The organism is Streptomyces griseobrunneus, assembly GCF_046713465.1.
Lineage (GTDB): Bacteria > Actinomycetota > Actinomycetes > Streptomycetales > Streptomycetaceae > Streptomyces > Streptomyces microflavus.
On sequence record NZ_CP177080.1, the window covers coordinates 2,104,792 to 2,123,470 of the forward strand.

Sequence of the window (18,679 nt, forward strand, 5' to 3'; positions counted from 1 at the left end):
TCCCCGTACTTACTTGGCGGGCGTGAGGTTCAGCACGATCTCCAGCGCGCTGGGCTGGGTGTGCTGCGGCGGGGCGTACGGGTTGGCCTCGGTGGGCCAGCCGATCCAGTTCTTCGTGGAGTACTCGGCGCCGATCGGCGCGGCGGCCGTCGGGATGACCGGGGCCTGCTCGACGAAGATCTTCTGGAGGGTGTGCAGCGCCTTGGTGCGGGTCCCCTCGTCCTTGGCGTTGGCGTACTCCTTCAGGGCGGTGGTGGCCTCGTCGTTCTTGAAGCGGCCGAAGTTGCCCGTCTGGGAGCTCTTGCCGATGGGCTGGAGGATCGCACCGTCCATGATGTTCTGGTACATGTCGTAGGGGGTGGCGCCGCTGTTGGTCCAGTGCAGGGTGGCGTCGAAGTTGCCGTTGGCGACGTCCACGCCCCACGCCTCGGCGGTCTGGGTCTTGACCTTGGCCTCGATGCCGAGCTGCTTGATGTTGTCCTTGATGATCGCGAGCCCGGTGATGTAGTCGTTCCAGCCGGCCGGGTCGGTGAAGGTGAGCGTCACCGGCTTGCCGGACGGATCCTTGAGCACCCCGCCGCTGAGCTCGAAGCCGGCCTCGTCGAGCAGCTTCTTCGCTCCGGCGACATCGGGCGCGGTGTTGGCGCTCTGGTACTCGGGGGCCAGGAAGGGCTCACCGGCGGGGAGCGGGATGCCGGTCGGGTTGGTGATCTCCGGGTAGAGCGTGGCCTGGGCCTGGATGTGGATGGCCTTGCGGTCGACGACCATCGCCATCGCCTTGCGGAGCGCCGGGTTGTCGAACGGCTTGCGGGCGGTGTTGAACCAGAGGCCGTGGATGCCGAGGCCGGAGGGGAACCACAGCTTGTGGTTCTTGGGGTCCTTGTCGATGAAGAGCTGCTTGTGGTTCGGCATGAAGACGAAGGACCACTCGACCTTGCCGGTGGCCAGCGCGGTGGTGGCGGCGCTGTTGTCGTTGTACGCGGTGTAGCGCAGCTCCTTGACCTTGGTCCTGCCGTTCCAGTAGGTCGGCGTCGCGGTCAGGGTGGTGGTCTGCGGGGTGAACGTCTTCAGCTTGTACGGGCCGGAGCCGACGGGCGTTCGGTTGGGCCAGGTCTCCGGGTTCTCGACCTCCTCCCAGATGTGCTTGGGCACGATGAAGGTCTGGATGATCTTGTTCTGGTTGACGAACTGGGACTCCTTGAAGGTCAGGACGACCTTGCCGTCCTCGACCGCGATCCCGTCGAAGGGGATCCCGTTGCCGTTGAGCGCCGGGTGCTTCTTCAGAAGGTTGAACGTGTACTCCACGTCGGCCGCCGTCAGGGGCTTGCCGTCGGCCCACTTCGCCCGCTCGTCCAGGGTGAAGGTGACCTTGGTGAAGTTGCCCTCCCACTCCCAGTCGGTGGCGAGCCAGGGGTCCGCCTTGTCGGTGGGCTTGATCATGTTCGTCATGGCCAGCGGCTCGTAGATCATGTACCGGTAGCCGAGGGTGGCGCCCGCCGAGGTGTTGAGGAACGGGTTGCTGTTGTTGGTCTGCGGTCCGTCCGGCTTGCCGAGGGTCAGCACGCCGGCGGCGGAGGCGCCGCCCTTGTTGGCACCCGAGTTGGCGTTCGAGCAGCCGGCGGCGAGGGCGATCACGACGGTGGCTGCGGCGACCGCTCTGAGCGTGGTGCGACGGCGTACGGACATGGCGACTCCAGGAAAGGGCTGCCGGGTCGGGGCGATCCGGCGGGCGGAAGGGGGCGAAGCGGGGCGCGGCCGGGCGGCCGGGTCCGTCACGGCGCCGAGTGGCGCACGACCAGTTCGGTGGGCAGCACGGCCGGGCCGTCCGGTACGGGCGTGCCGCCGAGGTGGGAGAGCAGCATCCGGGCCGCCGTCTCACCCATCCGGCGGGTGGGCTGGCGCACGGTGGTGAGGGGCGGTTCGGTGTGTTCGGCCATCGGGATGTCGTCGAAGCCGACGACCGCGATGTCGTCCGGGACCCGGCGTCCGGCGGCGCGCAGGGCCCGCAGCACGCCGGCCGCGCTGATGTCGTTGTGCGCGAAGACCGAGTCGAAGCCGACGCCCTCGGCGAGGAGCCGCTCCATGGCGAGGCGGCCGCCGAGTTCGGTGAAGTCCCCCTCGACGACGCGGACTTCGGGCAGGATCGAGCGGAATCCGCCGAGCCGGTCCCGTACGCAGCCGAAGTGCTGGGGGCCGGTGAGGACGACGGGCCTGGAGCGTCCGGCGGCGAGCAGGTGGCGGGCCGCCGACGCTCCTCCCTCGTGGTTGGTGGTCACGACGGAGGGGAATTCGGGGTGGTGGCCGCGGTCGTCGATGAGCACGATCGGCAGGCCGTCGCGGTGCAGGGTGGTGAGGTGGCTGAGGGTGTTCTCCGGCTCCACGACGACGAGCCCGTCGAAAGCGCGCGCCGACACCTGGGTGGTGAAGCGCTGGACGGACTCGGCGCCCCGGTTGCAGGTGAACAGCAGCAGCCCGTAGTCGGCGGCCTCGACGGTGTCGACGACGCCCTGGAGCAGTTCGCCCATCCACGGCCAGGTCAGCGAGGGGACCAGCATGCCGACGGTACGGCTGGAGCCGCGGGCCAGGCCCACGGCTCCGGAGCTGGGCACATAGCCGAGCTGTGCGATCACTTCACGAACGCGGGCGGCGGTGGAACCGTCCACCTCGCCCTTGGTGTTGATGACCCGGGACACGGTCGTCTTGCTGACGCCGGCCTCACGGGCGACATCGGCGATGGTGACACGCATCTGGGCCTCCGTTGGACCAGGCAGGGGCAGGCTGAGCAGAGCTGAGGCAGGGCTGCGGGACACATACCGGCAGACGCGTCCGGTACCGGTTCCGGAACCGGTACCGGCGTTGCGGCAGGAGTTAACCCCGCCGACACAAGGGCGTCAATACTTCACACCGAGATTGGTCCGGACCCATCTGCTGACCAGGCAGGGCGCGTTGTGTGTTCACCTCTTGAACGCACGAGAGCCGCCGCCCCGGGGTGGGGGCGGCGGCTCTCATGGGCGGACCGGTCGCGCTGCTCGGTGGGCTCGACACCCGTGCTAGTCGGTGGGCTCGACACCCGCACGCAGCAGACCGTAGGTGTACGCGTCCTCCAGCGCCTGCCAGGACGCGGCGATGACGTTCTCGGCGACCCCGACGGTGGCCCAGTCGGCGTCGCCGTCGCCCGTGGTGATCAGTACCCGGGTGGTGGACTCGGTGCCCGTACGGCCCTCCAGGATGCGGACCTTGTAGTCGACCAGCTCCAGCTTGGCGAGCTGCGGGTAGATCCGCTCCAGGGCGACGCGCAGCGCCCGGTCCAGGGCGTTGACCGGGCCGTTGCCCTCAGCAGTAGCAACGATCCGCTCGCCCTTGGCCCAGAGCTTCACGGTGGCCTCGTTGGCGTGGGTGCCGTCGGGGCGGTCCTCGACGATCGCCCGCCAGGACTCCGTACGGAAGTAGCGCCGGGCCCGGCCCTCCACCTCGCCGCGCAGCAGGAGTTCGAAGGAGGCGTCGGCGGCCTCGTAGGTGTAGCCCCGGAGTTCGCGCTCCTTGACCCGCTCCACGACCCGGCCGACCAGGGCCCGGTCGTCGCCGAGGTCGACGCCGAGCTCCTTGCCCTTCAGCTCGATCGAGGCGCGGCCCGCCATGTCGGAGACCAGCATCCGCATGGTGTTGCCGACCAGCTCAGGGTCGATGTGCTGGTACAGGTCGGGGTCGACCTTGATGGCCGAGGCGTGCAGCCCGGCCTTGTGGGCGAAGGCCGAGACACCCACGTACGGCTGGTGGGTGGAGGGGGTGAGGTTGACGACCTCGGCGATGGCGTGCGAGATCCGGGTCATCTCGGCGAGGGCGCCCTCGGGGAGCACCTTCATTCCGTACTTCAGCTCCAGGGCGGCGACCACCGGGAAGAGGTTGGCGTTGCCGACCCGCTCGCCGTAGCCGTTGGCCGTGCACTGGACGTGGGTGGCGCCGGCGTCCACGGCGGCCAGGGTGTTCGCGACCGCACACCCGGTGTCGTCCTGGGCGTGGATGCCGAGCCGGGCGCCGGTGTCGGCGATGACGGTGGAGACGACGGCCTGGATCTGGGCGGGGAGCATGCCGCCGTTGGTGTCGCAGAGGATGACGACCTCGGCGCCCGCCTCGTACGCGGTACGGACCACGAACTTGGCGTACTCGGCGTTCGCCCGGTAGCCGTCGAAGAAGTGCTCGCAGTCCACGAAGACCCTGCGCCCCTGTTCGCGCAGGTGGGAGACGGTGTCGCGGACCATCTCCAGGTTCTCCTCCAGGGTGGTGCGCAGGGCCAGCTCGACATGGCGGTCGTGCGCCTTGGCGACCAGTGTGATCACCGGGGCGCCGGAGTTCAGGAGCGCCTTCACCTGAGGGTCCTCGGCCGCCTTGCCACCGGCCCTGCGGGTCGCGCCGAACGCCACGAGCTGGGCGTTCTCGAACTCGATCTCCTGCTGGGCCCTGGCGAAGAACTCCGTGTCGCGCGGGTTGGCACCCGGCCAGCCGCCCTCGATGTACCCCACTCCGAAGGTGTCCAGGTGCCGGGCGATGGTCAGCTTGTCGGCGACCGTCAGGTTGATGCCCTCACGCTGAGCACCGTCGCGCAGTGTGGTGTCGAAGACATGGAAACTGTCGTCGGTGGCGTTGGCCTTGGTGGTCATGCTGTCTGACTCCTGTCGGATGAGTGGATCCGGACGGTCTGGGGCCTGTTCCGGGTTCCCCGTCGTCCGCGCGAAGCGCGGGCGGGGCGGCGTCCGGTGCGTGCGATCGGCGTGCGGTGTCACAGGTCTTGTGGCGGAGCCACCTGTCCTGCGGCGCCGTGCGGCGAGCGTGCGTGCTGGGCGTCGCCCCGCAGACGGGGAACCCGGAACAGGCCCCAGCTCCACTTGCCCCCATCATCCCGCGCGCTCCGCCCGGCCCGGGTGTGGGCCGGAAAACGAAAAAACCCCTCGCGGGTGCGAGAGGTCTGCGCGCGGGTCTGGGGCACGATGGCCGCGCCGTACGTGGTGGTACGGGACGGTCACTGCGGACCGGCGCGCCTGCTGCCAATAATCATGACGAACGAGGACACGGCAGAAGTCTCGCACAGTGACGCGCCCGTGACGCCGGTGTCTCAGGATGCGGTCGTGACGCCGGTCGCATCGCTCCTTCAGGGCGCCGGTGTCAGCGTCTCGTCCAGGAACTCCGCCGCCTGTACGAGCACCTGCTCCCGGCCCGTCCCCGGGATGCCCACCGTCACATGCACGCTGAACCCGTCGAGCAGCGCCCGCAGCCGGGTCGCGAACCGGTCGGCGTCCACCGGCCGGATCTCCCCGCGCGAGACCCCCTCGGCGAGCAGCGCCACCAGGTCCCGGTGCCAGGAGCCCTCGATGGCGGCCTGCCGGGCGCGGGCCTCGTCGTCCGCGTTCTGCGAGCGGCCCCAGACCTCCAGCCAGAGCGTCCAGTGGGGGTCACGGTGCCCGGCGGGGAGGTAGAGATCGATGTACGCGTCCAGCCGCTCGCGGGTGGTCCCGGGCTCGGCGAGGAGGGCCCGGCGCTCGGCCCCCAGGCGGTTCTCGCTCCACTCCAGGGTCTGGAGCAGCAGTTCGTCCTTGGTGCGGAAGTAATAGAGCAGGTGCCCGCTGCTCATCCGGACCTCGCGCCCGAGCCCCGCCATGGTCAGTCCGTCGAGCCCGCGCTCGGCGATGGTCGCCATGGCGGCGGCGAGGACGTCCTCGCGGGGCGGGGCGGCGTGGTGGGTGCGGCGGGGGGCGGGGGTCATGGGACCGGACTCTCGGAGGGTTCAGATCTTCGGCTGCTGCTGGGTGATGCAGTGGATGCCTCCACCGCCGGCAAAGATCGTACGGGCGTCGACGAGGGCCACCGTACGGTCCGGGAAGAGCCCCCGGAAGATCGCGGCGGCCTCCTCGTCACGCGGGTCGTCGAAGGCGCAGAGGATCACGGCCTCGTTGCAGAGGTAGTGGTTGATGTAGGAGTAGTCGACCCACTCGCCGTCCTCGTCACGGAGCACGGTGGGCGCGGGCACCTCGACCACCTCCAGCGGGCGCCCCTCGGCGTCCGTGGCGCCCCGCAGCACGGCCAGCAGCTCCCTGCTGACCTCATGGTCGGGGTGGGCCGGGTCCGGCTGGACATGGGCGACGACGGTGCCCGGGCGGACGAAGGCGGCGACGATGTCGACATGGCCGAGCGTGCCGTACGTCCCGTAGTCGCCGGTCAGCCCCCGGGGCAGCCAGATCGCCTTCCGGGTGCCGAGACGGGCGTGGACCTCCGCCTCGACCTGCTCACGGCTCCAGCCGGGGTTGCGCTCCTCGCCGAGCTGGACGGTCTCGGTGAGCAGGACGGTCCCCTCGCCGTCGACATGGATCGCGCCGCCCTCGTTGACGAGCGGGGAGCTGAGCGCGGGGACGCCGGTCAGCTCGGCGACGGCCCGGGCGATGTGCTGGTCGCTCTCCCAGCGGGCCCAGCCCTGGGCGCCCCAGCCGTTGAACGTCCAGTCGACGGCGGCGAGCGTGCGGCCGTCGGTGACGAAGGTGGGCCCGATGTCCCGCATCCAGGCGTCGTCCAGCGGCCGTACGACCAGCTCCACGTCGGGGCCGAGCAGCGCGGCGGCCCCCTCCTCCTGCCCCGGCCCGACGACCATGGTGACCGGCTCGAAGCGGCGTACGGCGCGGGCGACGGCGGCCCAGGCGCGGCGGGCCTCGTCCAGCTCGGCGGCGGAGGCGAAGGTGGGGTTGGGCCCGGGCCAGGCCATCCAGGTGCGCTCGTGGGGGGCCCACTCGGGGGGCATACGGAAGGGGGCGGGGGTGGCGGGCATGAGGGCTCCTGGTCCGGGTAGTTAGAGTGCCACTCTAACCGTACGGTATGGCTGTACGGAAGTTTTGCTTGTCCCTCTTGGAGCGGTGCTCTATTTGCCGGTACGGAAAAGGCCGCACCGGCGGGGAGCCGGGTGCGGCCTTTTCCTGGGGCGGCAAGCCCTAGCCGAGCGGGTGCATCCAGCCGTGGGTGTCCTCGGCGATGCCTCGCTGGATGTCCAGCAGGCGGTCGCGCAGCTTCATGGTGACCTCGCCGGGCGTGCCGTCGCCCTGGGTCCACTCGCCGCCCGCGGACTTCACGGTGCCGACGGGGGTGATGACGGCGGCGGTGCCGCAGGCGAAGACCTCCGTGAGGGTGCCCTTCGCGGTGTCGCCGCGCCACTGGTCGATGGAGACGCGGCCCTCCTCGGAGCCGTAACCGAGGTCGCGGGCGACCTTGAGGAGCGAGTCGCGGGTGATACCGGCGAGGAGGGAGCCGGTGAGGGTGGGGGTGATGATCTTCGTGGAGCCGTCGTCCTGCGTGTACACGAAGTACAGGTTCATGCCGCCGAGCTCCTCGACCCACTTGTGCTCGACGGCGTCGAGGTAGGCGACCTGGGCGCAGCCGTGCGCGGCGGCCTCGGCCTGGGCCAGGAGGGAGGCCGCGTAGTTGCCGCCGGTCTTGGCGTCGCCCACGCCGCCGGGGACGGCCCGGACGCGGTTCTCGGAGAGCCAGATGGAGACGGGCTTCACGCCGCCGGGGAAGTAGGCGCCGGCGGGCGAGGCGATGACCAGGAAGAGGTATTCGTTGGCCGGCTTCACGCCGAGGCCGACCTCCGTGGCGATCATGAACGGGCGCAGGTAGAGCGACTCCTCGCCGCCGTGCGCCGGGACCCATCCCTTGTCCTGCTGGACCAGCACGTCGCACGCCTCGATGAACGTCTCGACAGGCAGCTCGGGCATGGCGAGCCGGGCGGCGGAGCGCTGGAAGCGGCGGGCATTGGCGTCGGGGCGGAACGAGGCGACCGAGCCGTCGGGCTGGCGGTAGGCCTTGAGCCCCTCGAAGATCTCCTGCGCGTAGTGCAGGGTCATGTTGGCGGGGTCGATCGACAGCGGGCCGTAGGGGACCAGCTCGGCGTCGTGCCAGCCGCGGCCCTCGGTCCAGCGGATCGTCACCATGTGATCGGTGAAGTGCCGGCCGAATCCGGGATTGGCCAGGATCGCCTCGCGCTCCGCGTCGGACAGCGGGTTCGAGGAGGGCTTGAGCTCGATCGTGGGCGTCGTCATGAGTGCGTGTCCTTCACCGGTCTTGTGTGTGATGGACCGCGCCCACGCCCGTTCATGCCCGATGCTTTTCGATCAGGTCCTAGGACGTCCGAGCTTTCCGCGAGCCACGGCCCCGCGTTCGATTATCTCCTGCGGGGGGCCAGGCACGAAATGGTGTGAATGCGGTCCAGGGGTCGATGGTGGCACCCGGGGGCCGCACAGGTGAAGCCGCCGGGCGCTGATGCGACCCGGCGGCTTCGTAGTGGAGTCGTCGGGTCAGGTCGCTACGCGTACCGCGAGCGCGTCGCCGATCTCGTCGGTCGTACGCGTGGCGGCACCGTCGCGCTCCGCGAGGTCGGCGGAGACGGCGTCCTCGATGCGCACGGCCTCGGCCTCGTGACCGAGGTGGCGCAGCAGGAGGGCGACGGAGAGGACCGTGGCGGTCGGGTCGGCCTTGCCCTGCCCCGCGATGTCGGGGGCGGAGCCGTGGACCGGCTCGAACATCGACGGGAACGCGCCCGTCGGGTTGATGTTGCCGGAGGCGGCCAGGCCGATACCGCCGGTCACGGCGGCGGCGAGGTCGGTGAGGATGTCACCGAAGAGGTTGTCGGTGACGATGACGTCGAAGCGCTCCGGCTGGGTGACGAAGAAGATCGTCGCGGCGTCGACGTGCAGGTAGTCGGTGGAGACCTGCGGGTATTCGGCGGCGACCCGGTCGAAGGTGTTCTTCCACAGGTGGCCGGCGTAGACGAGGACGTTGTTCTTGTGGACCAGCGTCAGCTTCTTGCGCGGGCGGGCGGCCGCGCGCTCGAAGGCGTCCCGGACCACGCGCTCGACGCCGTACGCCGTGTTGACGCTGACCTCGGTGGCGACCTCGGCGGGGGTGCCGGTGCGCAGCGAGCCGCCGTTGCCCGTGTACGGCCCCTCGGTGCCCTCGCGGACCACGACGAAGTCGATGTCGGGGCGGCCGGCGAGCGGGGTCGCGGTGTTCGGGAAGAGCTTGGAGGGCCGCAGGTTGATGAAGTGGTCGAAGGCGAAACGCAGCTTCAGCAGCAGCCCGCGCTCCAGCACGCCGGAGGGCACGGACGGGTCGCCGATCGCGCCGAGGAGGATGGCGTCGTGGTTCTTGAGCGCCTCCAGCTCCGCATCCGGGAGGGTGTCGCCGGTGCGGTGCCAGCGCTGGGCGCCAAGGTCGTACTCCTTGGTCTCCAGCTTCACATCCTGCGGGAGGACAGCGTTGAGGACTTTGAGGCCCTGGGCCACAACTTCCTGGCCGATTCCGTCACCGGGGATCACTGCGAGATCGATGCTGCGAGACATGCGGGAAGCCTAACGGTGCGTCCCACCCCATGACATCCGACGTCCACCATGCGGACGGGCGGAAGGGTGTTCGGGGTGGGGGCGGGGTGCGGACGAGCGGCGGCGAGGGCGCCTGGACGCCGGGGCCTCGTTACTGGGGCGCCTGGGTGCGGCCAGGGCCCCGGCGGGTCAGTGGCCGATCGAGCCGCCGTTGTCCCGGCGGTCGAGGGCGCGCTGCAGGGCGGCAGCGGCGTTCTTGCGCTCGGCCTCGGCCTGGCGGGAGCTGTGACGGACGCGGCGGGTGGTGGTGTTGGCCATGATGGATCGACTCCTTGAGATCGCATGGATGCCGGGGGCAGGCCGCACATAGTGGTGCGGCGCCGAGGCCGGGCCGGGATCGGATTTCGAGGTGCCGGAAGGAGCGGGGAGCGTACGCCGCAGGGGTTACCTGCTCAGGGCGTGCGCCCGCAACCGCCACAGTCGCTCGATCGAGCGATTCGTTCGGCTCCTACAAAGCTAGGACAGCGGAGCCGCTCTGTCTCCACAGTTAGTCGGACTTCCTACTATCTGAGACGGCCGCTCCCCCGCGCTCCGCCCGCAATTCCCGGATCAGTGCCCGTGCGGCGAGGGATCGTGCCTGCTCAGGGGTGGTGAGGTAGCCGATGGAGCGGGTGGGGCGGTCGGGTCCGAGAGCAGTGATCCGAATTCCGTCGGGTGCTCCGTACAGGGACAGACCGGGCATGATCGCCATGCCGAGACCACGGGACACCATCGAGAGCACCGCTCCGTCGTCCTCGGCCTGCACGGTCGCCTCGGGGATCCCGCTCTGGGCCGCCCACCAGTCGCGTGTGTACGAGGTGCAGTTCTCGTCCCAGTCGACCAGCGGCAGCGTCCGGGGCGCGGGGTGCCCGGCCGGGTGCACCAGGGAGTACTCCTCCTCCAGCAGTACGCCGCCGACCAGCCCGGGCTCCACCGGCGAGGTGGTCCCGATCGTCGCGACGGCCAGATCGGCCCGCCCTTCCAGCACCTCACCGGCCGTGCCCCGCCCCACCTCGCGCACCATCCGCACCACCGGCTCCACCCCGGGGTGGCGGGCCGTGAGACGTTCCAGGGCGGGCGGCAGCAGATGCAGGGCCGCGCTCCGGAAGGCGGCGATCCGCAGCGGCCCGCTCACGGTGTCCGTCCCGCCCGGCCCGGCGGCGATCCCCCGGGCCTCGGTGCCCATCACGTCGAGCAGCCGCAGGATGCGCCGGGCGTGGGCGGCGACCACGTCACCGGCCGGGGTCGGTGTGGCGCCCCGGCGGCCGCGCTCGAAGAGCACGGCGCCGATCCGGCGTTCGCTGGTACGGACTGAGTGGGAGACGGCGGACTGCGTCATGCCGAGGTCCCGGGCGGCGGCGGAGAATCCGCGCGCGTCGGCGTTCGACATCGTGGATAAGAGCCTGCGCCTGGAAGGGGTGATGGTCCGTAACCACCGCGATGTGCAGAAGGAGTTGGAGGACTTCCTGGTGCCGCATATTCAGCGCGGGACGGTCGTCCCCGATGTCACGGTGGTGGACGGCTTCGAGCGGACGGTGGAGGGGTTCCTCGGGATGCTGCGGGGCGAGAACACCGGGAAGATGCTGATCCGGGTCGCCGACTGAAGCCCTGCGGCCCGCTGCCCTACAGCAGGTCGCCGTCGCGCCAGTCGAAGACGAGCGGGTGCGCGGCCGCGGGCAGGAAGTGGGCGGCGGCCGGGCGCACATAGGTGCTGCCCTCCTCCTCCGGCAGCGCCACGGTCCCGTGCGGCCCGAGGGCGGCGAGGCTCCCCGGCCACACCTGCCAGCCGCGCGCCGCGTAGAGCGCCGCGCCCGCGTCGGAGGCGGACAGCGCCCCGAACTCGTAGGCCCCGTCGACGACCCGCTCCAGCGCGGTCATCACCCGGTGGCCGAGCCCCTGGCGGCGGCGGCCGGGGCGGACGGCGACGGCTTCGACGTAGCCGGCGCGCAGCGAGCGGCCGTCGTGGAGCACCCGGCGCTGGACGATCGAGCCGTGGGCGACGAGGAGCCCACCGGTGTCGCGCACCAGGGCGTGGACGCCGCCGAGGGAGTGCGCCCAGTCGTCGTCGCCGAAGTCGCCGTCGAAGGCGGTGTCCAGCAGGGTGCGGATCTCGTCCCGTACAGCCGCGGTCAGCTCATAGGTGTGGGCGGCGTGCACCGCGGGGAGCTCGGTCATGGAGTCAGTTTCCCAGGCACCCGCTCCGACCAGGCACGCAGGGGCGATGCGGGGCACGGCCGACGCCCGCCCGGACCGGGTGCTCGGTGGCCGGGGCGGGCGTCGGGTTCGTACGCGGTACGGCGGTGGCTGCGGCTCAGTACACCGTCACGCCGTACGCGGAGAGCGCCTCGGCCACCGGCTGGTGGATGGCCGAACCGCTCGTGCCCGAGCAGCCGGAGCTGCCGGAGTGGATGCCGAGGGCGACGGATCCGGCGAAGTGGGCGCCGCCGCTGTCGCCGCCGGCCGAGCAGGCGGTGGTGCGGACCATGCCGTAGACGGGCCCGTCACCGTAGTTGACGGTGACGTTGACGGCGGTGACCGTGCCGGAGGTCACCTTGGTGGTGGAGCCGCTCTTGCGGATCGCCTGGCCGACGACGGCGTTGGCGGCGGAGGTGATGTCCTGGGTGGAGCCGTTGTAGAGGTCGACGGTTCCGGCGGGCGAGGAGCCGTCGGTGTAGCGGACGATGCCGTAGTCGTTGGTCGGGAAGCTGGTGCCCTCCCGGACGCCGATGACCGATCCGCCGGAAGTGGCCGACCAGTTGGCGGAGATGTTGGTGCAGTGTCCGGCGGTCACGAAGTAGCGGGCCCCGCCCTTGGTGACGTTGAAGGCGGCCGAGCAGCGGCTGCCGCCGCCGTAGATGGCTCCGCCGCCCAGCACCTCGCGGTGGAAGACGCCGGGTACGCGGTTGATGCTCACCGCGCCGCCGAGCCGCTCGGCGACGGATTCGAGGCGGGCCATGTCCCGCGCGGAGACGGAGGAGTCGGCCTCGACCGCGACCTGGTTGCTGCGCGGGTCGATGCCCCAGGAGGTGCCGGTGATCTTCGCCTCGGCCTCCAGGGTCTCCACCGCCGCGTCGAGCTGGGCGGCGCTGCGGGCCACCCGGCGCACGGTGGCCCCGGCGGCGCGGGCCTGTTCCTCGGCCCGGTCGGTGGTGACGGTGACGACGAGTTCGCCGGTCTTCCGGTCCAGGTAGGTGCCGGCGGTGGCGGCCCCGAGCCGTCGTTCGACGGCCGCGTCGAGCGCGTACGCGGACGGGGCGGGGATCGCCGAGGGGGCGTCGGTCGGGGCTGCGGTGGAGGGGGTGGCGCCGAGGCCGAGGGCGCCGGCGACGAGCAACAGGGAAACGCCCAGGCGCGCGCGGGAGTTGCGTCTCATGGGGAGCTCCTTCTCAGGTGACGTGTGGGGACGTACCGAGAAGAAATTTGACATGGACATTACCTAACCCACAAGACCGCGTGGCCCAGGGACCCGCTGGGCAGACAGATCGCCCCGGTCAGCGGACACTGACCGGGACCGGCTCCCTCGCCTGTCCGAAGCCCCGCTTCCCCCGGGCCGCACCCGCCGCGCACACTGCGGCCATGTCCGACACCGCACCCACGCCCCAGCAGTGGTCGCCCACCCATGGCGACCCGTACCGCCCCGCGCCCTACCGCCCCGAGCGGATCGCCGAGAAGACGTCCCTGGCCCACGCCGCCCGGCTGCGGCGGCGGATGGACGAGCGCAGGACCGTCCGCGCCTTCTCCCCCGACCCGGTCCCCGAGCAGGTGCTGCGCGACGCCATCGCGTGCGCGGCCACCGCCCCCTCCGGCGCCCATCAGCAGCCGTGGACCTTCGTCCTGGTCAAGGACCCCGGGGTACGCCGCCGGATCCGGGAGGCGGCCGAGCAGGAGGAGAAGCTGAGCTACGACGGGCGGCTCGGCGAGGAGTGGCTCGCGGCGCTGCGCCCCCTGGGCACCGACGCGGTCAAGGCCCATATGACGGACGCGCCCGCCCTGATCGTGGTCTTCCAGCAGCGCTACTGGCTGGGCGAGGACGGCACCAAGCGCAAGCACTACTACGTCGACGAGTCGGTCGGCATCGCGGTGGGGATGCTGCTCACCGCCCTGCACCTGTCCGGTCTCGCCGCGCTGATCCACACCCCGAGCCCGATGCGCTTCCTCGGCGAGGTGCTGGACCGGCCCGAGAACGAGAAGGCGTTCGCCGTGATCCCCGTCGGCCACCCGTCGGACGACTGCGAGGTCCCAGACCTGGTGCGCAAGTCGCTGGAGCAGGTGCTCGTGGAGATCTGAGAAGCCGCGCCCGGCCCCGTAGAAGGGGAGGCACATGGAAACCGCCCCCCGGCCGGCAGGGGGGCCGGTCGGGGGGCGGTGCTCTGAGGGGGCTCTCGGCTGCGGAGAGCCCCTGGGAGGCCCGGGGCGTCGTGCTGCGGCGCCCCGGGGAGGGCGTCAGCCCTGGTGGGGGTAGGTGTAGTCGGTCGGCGCGACCAGCGTCTCCTTGATGGCCCGGGTGAGGGTCCAGCGCTGGAGGTTCTGCGGGGCGCCCGCCTTGTCGTTGGTGCCGGAGGCACGGCCGCCGCCGAAGGGCTGCTGGCCGACGACGGCGCCGGTCGACTTGTCGTTGATGTAGAAGTTGCCCGCGGCGTAGCGGAGCTTGTCCATCGTGTACGCGGCGGCCGCGCGGTCGCCCGCGATGACCGAGCCGGTCAGCGCGTAGTCGGAGACCGACTCCATCTGCTCCAGCATGGCGTCGTACTTCTCGTCCTCGTACACGTGGATCGCGAGGATCGGGCCGAAGTACTCGGTCGTGAAGACCTCGTTCTCGGGGTCCGAGCAGGCGATGACGGTCGGGCGGACGAAGTAGCCGACCGAGTCGTCGTAGGTGCCGCCCGCGACGATCGTGCACGCCGGGTCGGACTTCGCGCGGTCGATCGCGGCCTTGTTCTTGGCGAACGAGCGCTCGTCGATGACGGCCCCGATGAAGTTGCTCAGGTCGGTGACGTCACCCATCGTGATGGAGTCGACCTCGGCCGCGAACTCCTCCTTGAAACCGGAGTTCCAGATGGAGGCGGGGACGTACGCACGGGAGGACGCGGAGCACTTCTGGCCCTGGTACTCGAAGGAGCCGCGGGTCAGCGCGGTCTTCAGCACGGCGCGGTCGGCGCTGGGGTGCGCGACGACGAAGTCCTTGCCGCCGGTCTCGCCGACGAGCCGCGGGTAGGTGCGGTAGTTGGCGATGTTGTTGCCGACCGTCTTCCACAGGTGCTGGAAGGTGGGGGTCGAGCCGGTGAAGTGGATGCCGGCCAGGTCGCGGTGGTTCAGCGCCACCTCGGAGACGGCGATGCCGTCACCGGTGACCAGGTTGATGACGCCCTTGGGCAGACCGGCCTCCTCCAGGAGCTGCATGAGCAGCACGGCGGCGTGGGTCTGGGTCGGGGACGGCTTCCACACCACGACGTTGCCCATGAGGGCGGGGGCGGTGGGGAGGTTGCCCGCGATGGCCGTGAAGTTGAACGGCGTGATCGCGTAGACGAAGCCCTCCAGCGGGCGGTGGTCCATGCGGTTCCACACGCCCGGGGAGTTCGCCGGGGGCTGCTCGGCGAGGATCTGGCGCGCGTAGTGCACGTTGAAGCGCCAGAAGTCGACGAGCTCGCAGGGGGTGTCGATCTCGGCCTGCTGGGCGGTCTTGGACTGGCCGAGCATGGTGGAGGCGGCCAGCGTCTCGCGCCAGGGGCCGGCCAGCAGCTCGGCGGCGCGCAGGATGATCGCCGCGCGGTCGTCGAAGGACATCGCGCGCCAGGCCGGAGCGGCGGCGAGGGCCGCGTCGATGGCGTCCTGGGCGTCCTGCTCGGTGGCGCCGGCGAAGGTGCCGATGACGGCCTGGTGGTTGTGCGGCTGTACGACGTTCACCCGCTCACCGCCACCCATCCGCTTCTCGCCGCCGATGGTCATCGGCAGGTCGATCGGGTTGTCGGCGAGCTCCTTGAGCTTCACCTCCAGGCGGGCGCGCTCCGGCGAGCCCGGGGCATAGGAGTGAACCGGCTCGTTGACCGGCGCGGGGACCTGGGTGACGGCGTCCATGATGGCCTTGTCTCCTTGGTGTCGGCGGGGATGTGGGTCGGCCCGGTGGCCGTCTCAGCCCTTGGTGAGGATCGAGCGGCCGAAGAACAGCAGGTTGGCCGGCTTCTCCGCGAGGCGGCGCATGAAGTACCCGTACCAGTCGGTGCCGTACGCCGTGTAGACGCGCATCCGGTGGCCCTCGGCCGCGAGCCGGATGTGCTCGTCGCTGCGGATGCCGTACAGCATCTGGAACTCGTACTCATCCAGTTTGCGCCCGGCCTGGCGGCCGAGCTCCTGGGCGATGGCGATGAGACGGGGGTCGTGGGACCCGATCATCGGGTAGCCCTCGCCCTCCATCAGGATCCTGGTGATGCGGACGTACGCCTTGTCGATCTCGGCCTTGTCCTGGTACGCGACGGAGGCGGGCTCCTTGTAGGCGCCCTTCACGATGCGGACGCGGCTGCCGGCGGCGGCCAGGCGGCGGGCGTCGTCCTCGGTGCGGAACAGGTAGGACTGGATGACGCAGCCGGTCTGCGGGAAGTCCTTCCGCAGCTCCTCGTGGATGGCGAACATCGAGTCGAGGGTGGTGTGGTCCTCGGCGTCCAGGGTGACGGTGGTGCCGATGGCGGCCGCCGCCTCGACGACCGGGCGCACGTTGGCGAGGGCCAGCTCGTGGCCGTTCTCCAGCGCCTGGCCGAACATGGACAGCTTCACGGACATCTCGGCGCGGGGGCCGAGGTCCAGGACCTTCAGGCGCTCGACGAGCTCCAGGTACGCGTCGCGGGCGGCCTCGGCCTGCGCGGGGGTGGTGATGTCCTCGCCGACGACGTCGAGCGTGACCTCCAGGCCCTTGTCCGCGGCGTCCTCGACGATCGGGACGACCTGGTCGACGCTCTCCCCGGCGATGAAGCGGTCGACGACCTGCTTGGTGCCGGGCGCGGCCGAGACGAACCGGCGCATCTTGTCGCTGCGCGATGCGGCGAGAATCACGGGACCCAGCACGGGGCACCTCCACGAATGTACGGACGAGGGGCCGCGTCGGCGGATACATGAACGCATGTGTACGGACATGAACACACCGGTACGGCACGGATAACCACCGTGAAATCTAGACACCGCTCCGATCCTGTGCCATCGACACCTGTCACGCATCCGTGGCCGCCATCTCAGACATCTGTATGAAGAGGTTCCGGGAGGGGTGCGAGAATGGCGGAGTGACAGGCGATTACCAGGAACTGGTCGACGAGATCTCCGCCCTCCTCGGCGCCCCCGCCACCCTGGAGAACCGCGACTTCGGACTGGTCGCCTTCGGGGCCCACGACAGCGACGACGACACCGCCATGGACCCGGTCCGCACCCGCTCGATCCTGACCCGCCGCTCCACCCCCGCCGTCCGCGCCTGGTTCGAGGGTTTCGGCATCACCCGGGCCACCGGCCCCGTCCGCATCCCCGCCGCCCCGGAGGCCGGGGTCTTCCGGGACCGCGTCTGCCTTCCCGTACGCCATCGGGGTGTCGTCCTCGGTTACGTCTGGCTGCTCGACACCGACCCCGGGCCCACCGACGAGCAGCTGACCGCCGCGATGGAGGTCGCCGCCCGGATCGGGGCGCTGCTCGCCGACGAGGCACGGGCGGGCGCCGGCCTCTCGCGGGAGTTCGGCGCGGTGCTCGCGGCCGGCCCCGGGCGGCAGCACGACACGGCGGTCGCGGCGCTGCGGGAGGCGCTGGGCCAGGACGCGGAGGGGCTGCACGCGGTGGTGTGCGTGACGCCGTGGGGAGCCGACGACACCCCGTCGGTACGGGGCGTGGCCTCGGCGGCCGCCCTGGCCACGGTCTCCGCGCCGGGGGCCGCCGGGCCCGTGTCGCTGGCCGCACTGATCCGGCTGCGCTCGGCGGACCGGATGGACCCCGCGACGAGTGCGGCGGACCGGCTGCGTACGTCGGCGGGCCCGGGGGCCACCGGGGGGATCGCGGTGCCCCGCCGGGGCCTGGACGCCCTGCCGGTCTCCTGGCGGGAGGCGGTGGCGTCCGCCCGCGCGGCCCGCGCCGAGACCCGCCTCGGCCCGGTCGCCCGGTGGTCGGCGATCGGCCCGTACCGCCTGCTCACCGCCCTCCCCGGCACCGGCTCGGACCCCGCCGACCCGGCGGTCGCCTCGCTGCTGACCCCGCTGCACAAGGAGCTGGCGCACACGGCGGAGGTGTTCCTGGACTGCGCGGGCCAGGCGAGCCGGACGGCGGGCGAGCTGGGCATCCACCGCCAGACGCTCTACTACCGGCTCTCCCGGATCGAGCAGATCACCGGCCTCGACCTGGGCGACGGCGAGGACCGGCTGCTGCTGCACATGGCGCTGAAGGGGGCGCGGCTTTAGGCTCCGCGGGCCCGTCACTTGCCGAAGCGGCGTTCCCGGTTCGCGTACGAGCGCAGGGCGCGCAGGAAGTCCACGTGCCGGAAGGCCGGCCAGTAGCAGTCCACCCAGTGCATCTCGGCGTAGGCGGACTGCCAGAGCAGGAAGCCGGACAGCCGCTGCTCGCCGGAGGTGCGGATGATGAAGTCTGTGTGGTCGGCCGCGGGTGAGTAGAGGTGGCGGGAGATGTCGTCGATCTCGAACCGTGCGACCAGTTCGGCGGGGTCGCCGCCCGCCGCCATGTGCTCCTCGAAGGCCCGTTTCACCGCGTCGACGATCTCGCGCCGGCCTCCGTAGCCGACCGCCACGTCCACCTTGAGCCCGCCGCGCCCGGTCGTCGCGGCGGTGGCCTCCTTGAGCACCTGGGCGCTGGTGCCGGGCAGCAGGTCGAGCGAGCCGATCACCTGGACCTCCCAGTCCCGGCCCTCGGCGGTGATGTCCCGGACGGTCTCCTCGATGACCTCGATCAGCGGGCCGAGTTCTTCGGCGGGGCGTCCCAGGTTGTCGTCGGAGAGCATGAAGAGGGTCACGTGCTCGATCCCGGCGGCCGTGCACCAGCCCAGGAACGTGGTCACCTTGGCGCCGCCCGCCCGGTAGCCCTCCCGGACGTCCGTGTGCCCGGCCTTCCGGGCCCAGCGCCGGTTGCCGTCGACCATGATCCCGACGTGCTGGGGGCGTGGCAGACCCACCAGGGTGCTGGCCAGCCTGCGCTCGTACACCGCTTCGATGGGCCGCCGGAGGAACAGGGGGAGCAGCTTCATGGACCTTCTCCATCACATGCCGGGCGATGCCGCAGGACCCTACCAGCGGCCCCGGCCACGCCCGGCGGGA

The 18,679-nt window shown here is 71.2% G+C and carries 16 protein-coding genes and 1 pseudogene; 3 read left to right on the forward strand and 14 right to left on the reverse strand.

What is annotated here, in order from left to right:
- Nucleotides 1-9: 9 nt before the first annotated feature.
- The 9 genes from ACK8N7_RS09200 to ACK8N7_RS09240 all read right to left on the reverse strand — a co-directional run bounded on the left by ACK8N7_RS09200 (nucleotide 10) and on the right by ACK8N7_RS09240 (nucleotide 10,782).
- A complete protein-coding gene (locus ACK8N7_RS09200) occupies nucleotides 10-1,686 on the reverse strand; it encodes an ABC transporter substrate-binding protein (protein WP_500441843.1) in 1,677 nt (558 codons plus the stop codon).
- An 86-nt stretch (nucleotides 1,687-1,772) separates the two neighbouring features.
- Entirely contained in the window at nucleotides 1,773-2,747 is a 975-nt protein-coding gene (locus tag ACK8N7_RS09205) for a LacI family DNA-binding transcriptional regulator (RefSeq protein ID WP_403214988.1), read from the reverse strand.
- Between the two features lie 303 nt (nucleotides 2,748-3,050).
- Nucleotides 3,051-4,658: a citramalate synthase gene (gene cimA, locus ACK8N7_RS09210; RefSeq protein ID WP_403214986.1), complete on the reverse strand. Its 1,608-nt coding sequence runs from the start codon at nucleotides 4,656-4,658 to the stop codon at nucleotides 3,051-3,053.
- A 488-nt stretch (nucleotides 4,659-5,146) separates the two neighbouring features.
- Nucleotides 5,147-5,758: a TetR family transcriptional regulator C-terminal domain-containing protein gene (locus ACK8N7_RS09215; protein ID WP_403214984.1), complete on the reverse strand. Its 612-nt coding sequence runs from the start codon at nucleotides 5,756-5,758 to the stop codon at nucleotides 5,147-5,149.
- A 21-nt stretch (nucleotides 5,759-5,779) separates the two neighbouring features.
- On the reverse strand, nucleotides 5,780-6,811 hold the full coding sequence (locus tag ACK8N7_RS09220; protein WP_403214982.1) for an agmatine deiminase family protein: 1,032 nt from the start codon (nucleotides 6,809-6,811) through the stop codon (nucleotides 5,780-5,782).
- Between the two features lie 160 nt (nucleotides 6,812-6,971).
- Nucleotides 6,972-8,075 carry a branched-chain amino acid aminotransferase gene (locus ACK8N7_RS09225; protein WP_403214980.1) on the reverse strand — a complete coding sequence of 368 codons (1,104 nt, stop codon included), beginning with the start codon at nucleotides 8,073-8,075 and terminating at the stop codon, nucleotides 6,972-6,974.
- A gap of 255 nt (nucleotides 8,076-8,330) precedes the next feature.
- Nucleotides 8,331-9,374 carry a 3-isopropylmalate dehydrogenase gene (locus ACK8N7_RS09230; RefSeq protein ID WP_403214978.1) on the reverse strand — a complete coding sequence of 348 codons (1,044 nt, stop codon included), beginning with the start codon at nucleotides 9,372-9,374 and terminating at the stop codon, nucleotides 8,331-8,333.
- Nucleotides 9,375-9,542: 168 nt separating this feature from the next.
- The gene (locus tag ACK8N7_RS09235) at nucleotides 9,543-9,671 is read right to left on the reverse strand and encodes a hypothetical protein (RefSeq protein ID WP_500441847.1); all 129 of its coding nucleotides are present in this window, start codon (nucleotides 9,669-9,671) and stop codon (nucleotides 9,543-9,545) included.
- Between the two features lie 229 nt (nucleotides 9,672-9,900).
- The gene (locus tag ACK8N7_RS09240; RefSeq protein ID WP_500441849.1) at nucleotides 9,901-10,782 is read right to left on the reverse strand and encodes a LysR family transcriptional regulator; all 882 of its coding nucleotides are present in this window, start codon (nucleotides 10,780-10,782) and stop codon (nucleotides 9,901-9,903) included.
- Between ACK8N7_RS09240 and ACK8N7_RS09245 the strand changes: the two are divergent.
- Nucleotides 10,769-10,996 (forward strand): annotated as a pseudogene (locus ACK8N7_RS09245) (NADP-dependent oxidoreductase); the annotation flags it as partial. The gene ACK8N7_RS09240 and the pseudogene ACK8N7_RS09245 overlap by 14 nt on opposite strands.
- Before the next feature lie 19 nt (nucleotides 10,997-11,015).
- Here ACK8N7_RS09245 and ACK8N7_RS09250 read toward each other — a convergent pair.
- Together ACK8N7_RS09250 and ACK8N7_RS09255 are read right to left on the reverse strand one after the other, a co-directional pair.
- Nucleotides 11,016-11,567: a GNAT family N-acetyltransferase gene (locus ACK8N7_RS09250; RefSeq protein ID WP_500441851.1), complete on the reverse strand. Its 552-nt coding sequence runs from the start codon at nucleotides 11,565-11,567 to the stop codon at nucleotides 11,016-11,018.
- Between the two features lie 136 nt (nucleotides 11,568-11,703).
- Entirely contained in the window at nucleotides 11,704-12,765 is a 1,062-nt protein-coding gene (locus ACK8N7_RS09255; RefSeq protein WP_403214972.1) for a S1 family peptidase, read from the reverse strand.
- Between the two features lie 203 nt (nucleotides 12,766-12,968).
- On the opposite strand from ACK8N7_RS09255, the gene ACK8N7_RS09260 reads away from it, so the two are divergent.
- Nucleotides 12,969-13,679 carry a nitroreductase family protein gene (locus tag ACK8N7_RS09260; protein WP_403214970.1) on the forward strand — a complete coding sequence of 237 codons (711 nt, stop codon included), beginning with the start codon at nucleotides 12,969-12,971 and terminating at the stop codon, nucleotides 13,677-13,679.
- Nucleotides 13,680-13,835: 156 nt separating this feature from the next.
- Here the strand turns inward: ACK8N7_RS09260 and pruA are convergent, their stop codons facing one another.
- Both pruA and ACK8N7_RS09270 read right to left on the reverse strand, forming a co-directional pair.
- Nucleotides 13,836-15,467 carry an L-glutamate gamma-semialdehyde dehydrogenase gene (gene pruA / locus ACK8N7_RS09265; protein WP_403214968.1) on the reverse strand — a complete coding sequence of 544 codons (1,632 nt, stop codon included), beginning with the start codon at nucleotides 15,465-15,467 and terminating at the stop codon, nucleotides 13,836-13,838.
- Nucleotides 15,468-15,521: 54 nt separating this feature from the next.
- Nucleotides 15,522-16,448: a proline dehydrogenase family protein gene (locus tag ACK8N7_RS09270; RefSeq protein ID WP_403214966.1), complete on the reverse strand. Its 927-nt coding sequence runs from the start codon at nucleotides 16,446-16,448 to the stop codon at nucleotides 15,522-15,524.
- Between the two features lie 212 nt (nucleotides 16,449-16,660).
- Here ACK8N7_RS09270 and ACK8N7_RS09275 point away from each other — a divergent pair, with 212 nt between their 5' ends.
- On the forward strand, nucleotides 16,661-17,812 hold the full coding sequence (locus ACK8N7_RS09275; RefSeq protein WP_403214964.1) for a PucR family transcriptional regulator: 1,152 nt from the start codon (nucleotides 16,661-16,663) through the stop codon (nucleotides 17,810-17,812).
- A 14-nt stretch (nucleotides 17,813-17,826) separates the two neighbouring features.
- Here ACK8N7_RS09275 and ACK8N7_RS09280 read toward each other — a convergent pair whose 3' ends face one another.
- Nucleotides 17,827-18,609: an isoprenyl transferase gene (locus ACK8N7_RS09280; RefSeq protein ID WP_403214962.1), complete on the reverse strand. Its 783-nt coding sequence runs from the start codon at nucleotides 18,607-18,609 to the stop codon at nucleotides 17,827-17,829.
- Nucleotides 18,610-18,679 lie beyond the last annotated feature (70 nt).

Excerpts from the sequence above, each read along its gene's own strand:
- ACK8N7_RS09200 (WP_500441843.1), bottom strand. The coding sequence starts at position 1,686 with ATGTCCGTACGCCGTCGCACCACGCTCAGAGCGGTCGCCGCAGCCACC.
- ACK8N7_RS09205 (WP_403214988.1), bottom strand. The coding sequence starts at position 2,747 with ATGCGTGTCACCATCGCCGATGTCGCCCGTGAGGCCGGCGTCAGCAAG.
- cimA (WP_403214986.1), bottom strand. The coding sequence starts at position 4,658 with ATGACCACCAAGGCCAACGCCACCGACGACAGTTTCCATGTCTTCGAC.
- ACK8N7_RS09215 (WP_403214984.1), bottom strand. The coding sequence starts at position 5,758 with ATGACCCCCGCCCCCCGCCGCACCCACCACGCCGCCCCGCCCCGCGAG.
- ACK8N7_RS09220 (WP_403214982.1), bottom strand. The coding sequence starts at position 6,811 with ATGCCCGCCACCCCCGCCCCCTTCCGTATGCCCCCCGAGTGGGCCCCC.
- ACK8N7_RS09225 (WP_403214980.1), bottom strand. The coding sequence starts at position 8,075 with ATGACGACGCCCACGATCGAGCTCAAGCCCTCCTCGAACCCGCTGTCC.
- ACK8N7_RS09230 (WP_403214978.1), bottom strand. The coding sequence starts at position 9,374 with ATGTCTCGCAGCATCGATCTCGCAGTGATCCCCGGTGACGGAATCGGC.
- ACK8N7_RS09235 (WP_500441847.1), bottom strand. The coding sequence starts at position 9,671 with ATGGCCAACACCACCACCCGCCGCGTCCGTCACAGCTCCCGCCAGGCC.
- ACK8N7_RS09240 (WP_500441849.1), bottom strand. The coding sequence starts at position 10,782 with ATGTCGAACGCCGACGCGCGCGGATTCTCCGCCGCCGCCCGGGACCTC.
- ACK8N7_RS09250 (WP_500441851.1), bottom strand. The coding sequence starts at position 11,567 with ATGACCGAGCTCCCCGCGGTGCACGCCGCCCACACCTATGAGCTGACC.
- ACK8N7_RS09255 (WP_403214972.1), bottom strand. The coding sequence starts at position 12,765 with ATGAGACGCAACTCCCGCGCGCGCCTGGGCGTTTCCCTGTTGCTCGTC.
- ACK8N7_RS09260 (WP_403214970.1), top strand. The coding sequence starts at position 12,969 with ATGTCCGACACCGCACCCACGCCCCAGCAGTGGTCGCCCACCCATGGC.
- pruA (WP_403214968.1), bottom strand. The coding sequence starts at position 15,467 with ATGGACGCCGTCACCCAGGTCCCCGCGCCGGTCAACGAGCCGGTTCAC.
- ACK8N7_RS09280 (WP_403214962.1), bottom strand. The coding sequence starts at position 18,609 with ATGAAGCTGCTCCCCCTGTTCCTCCGGCGGCCCATCGAAGCGGTGTAC.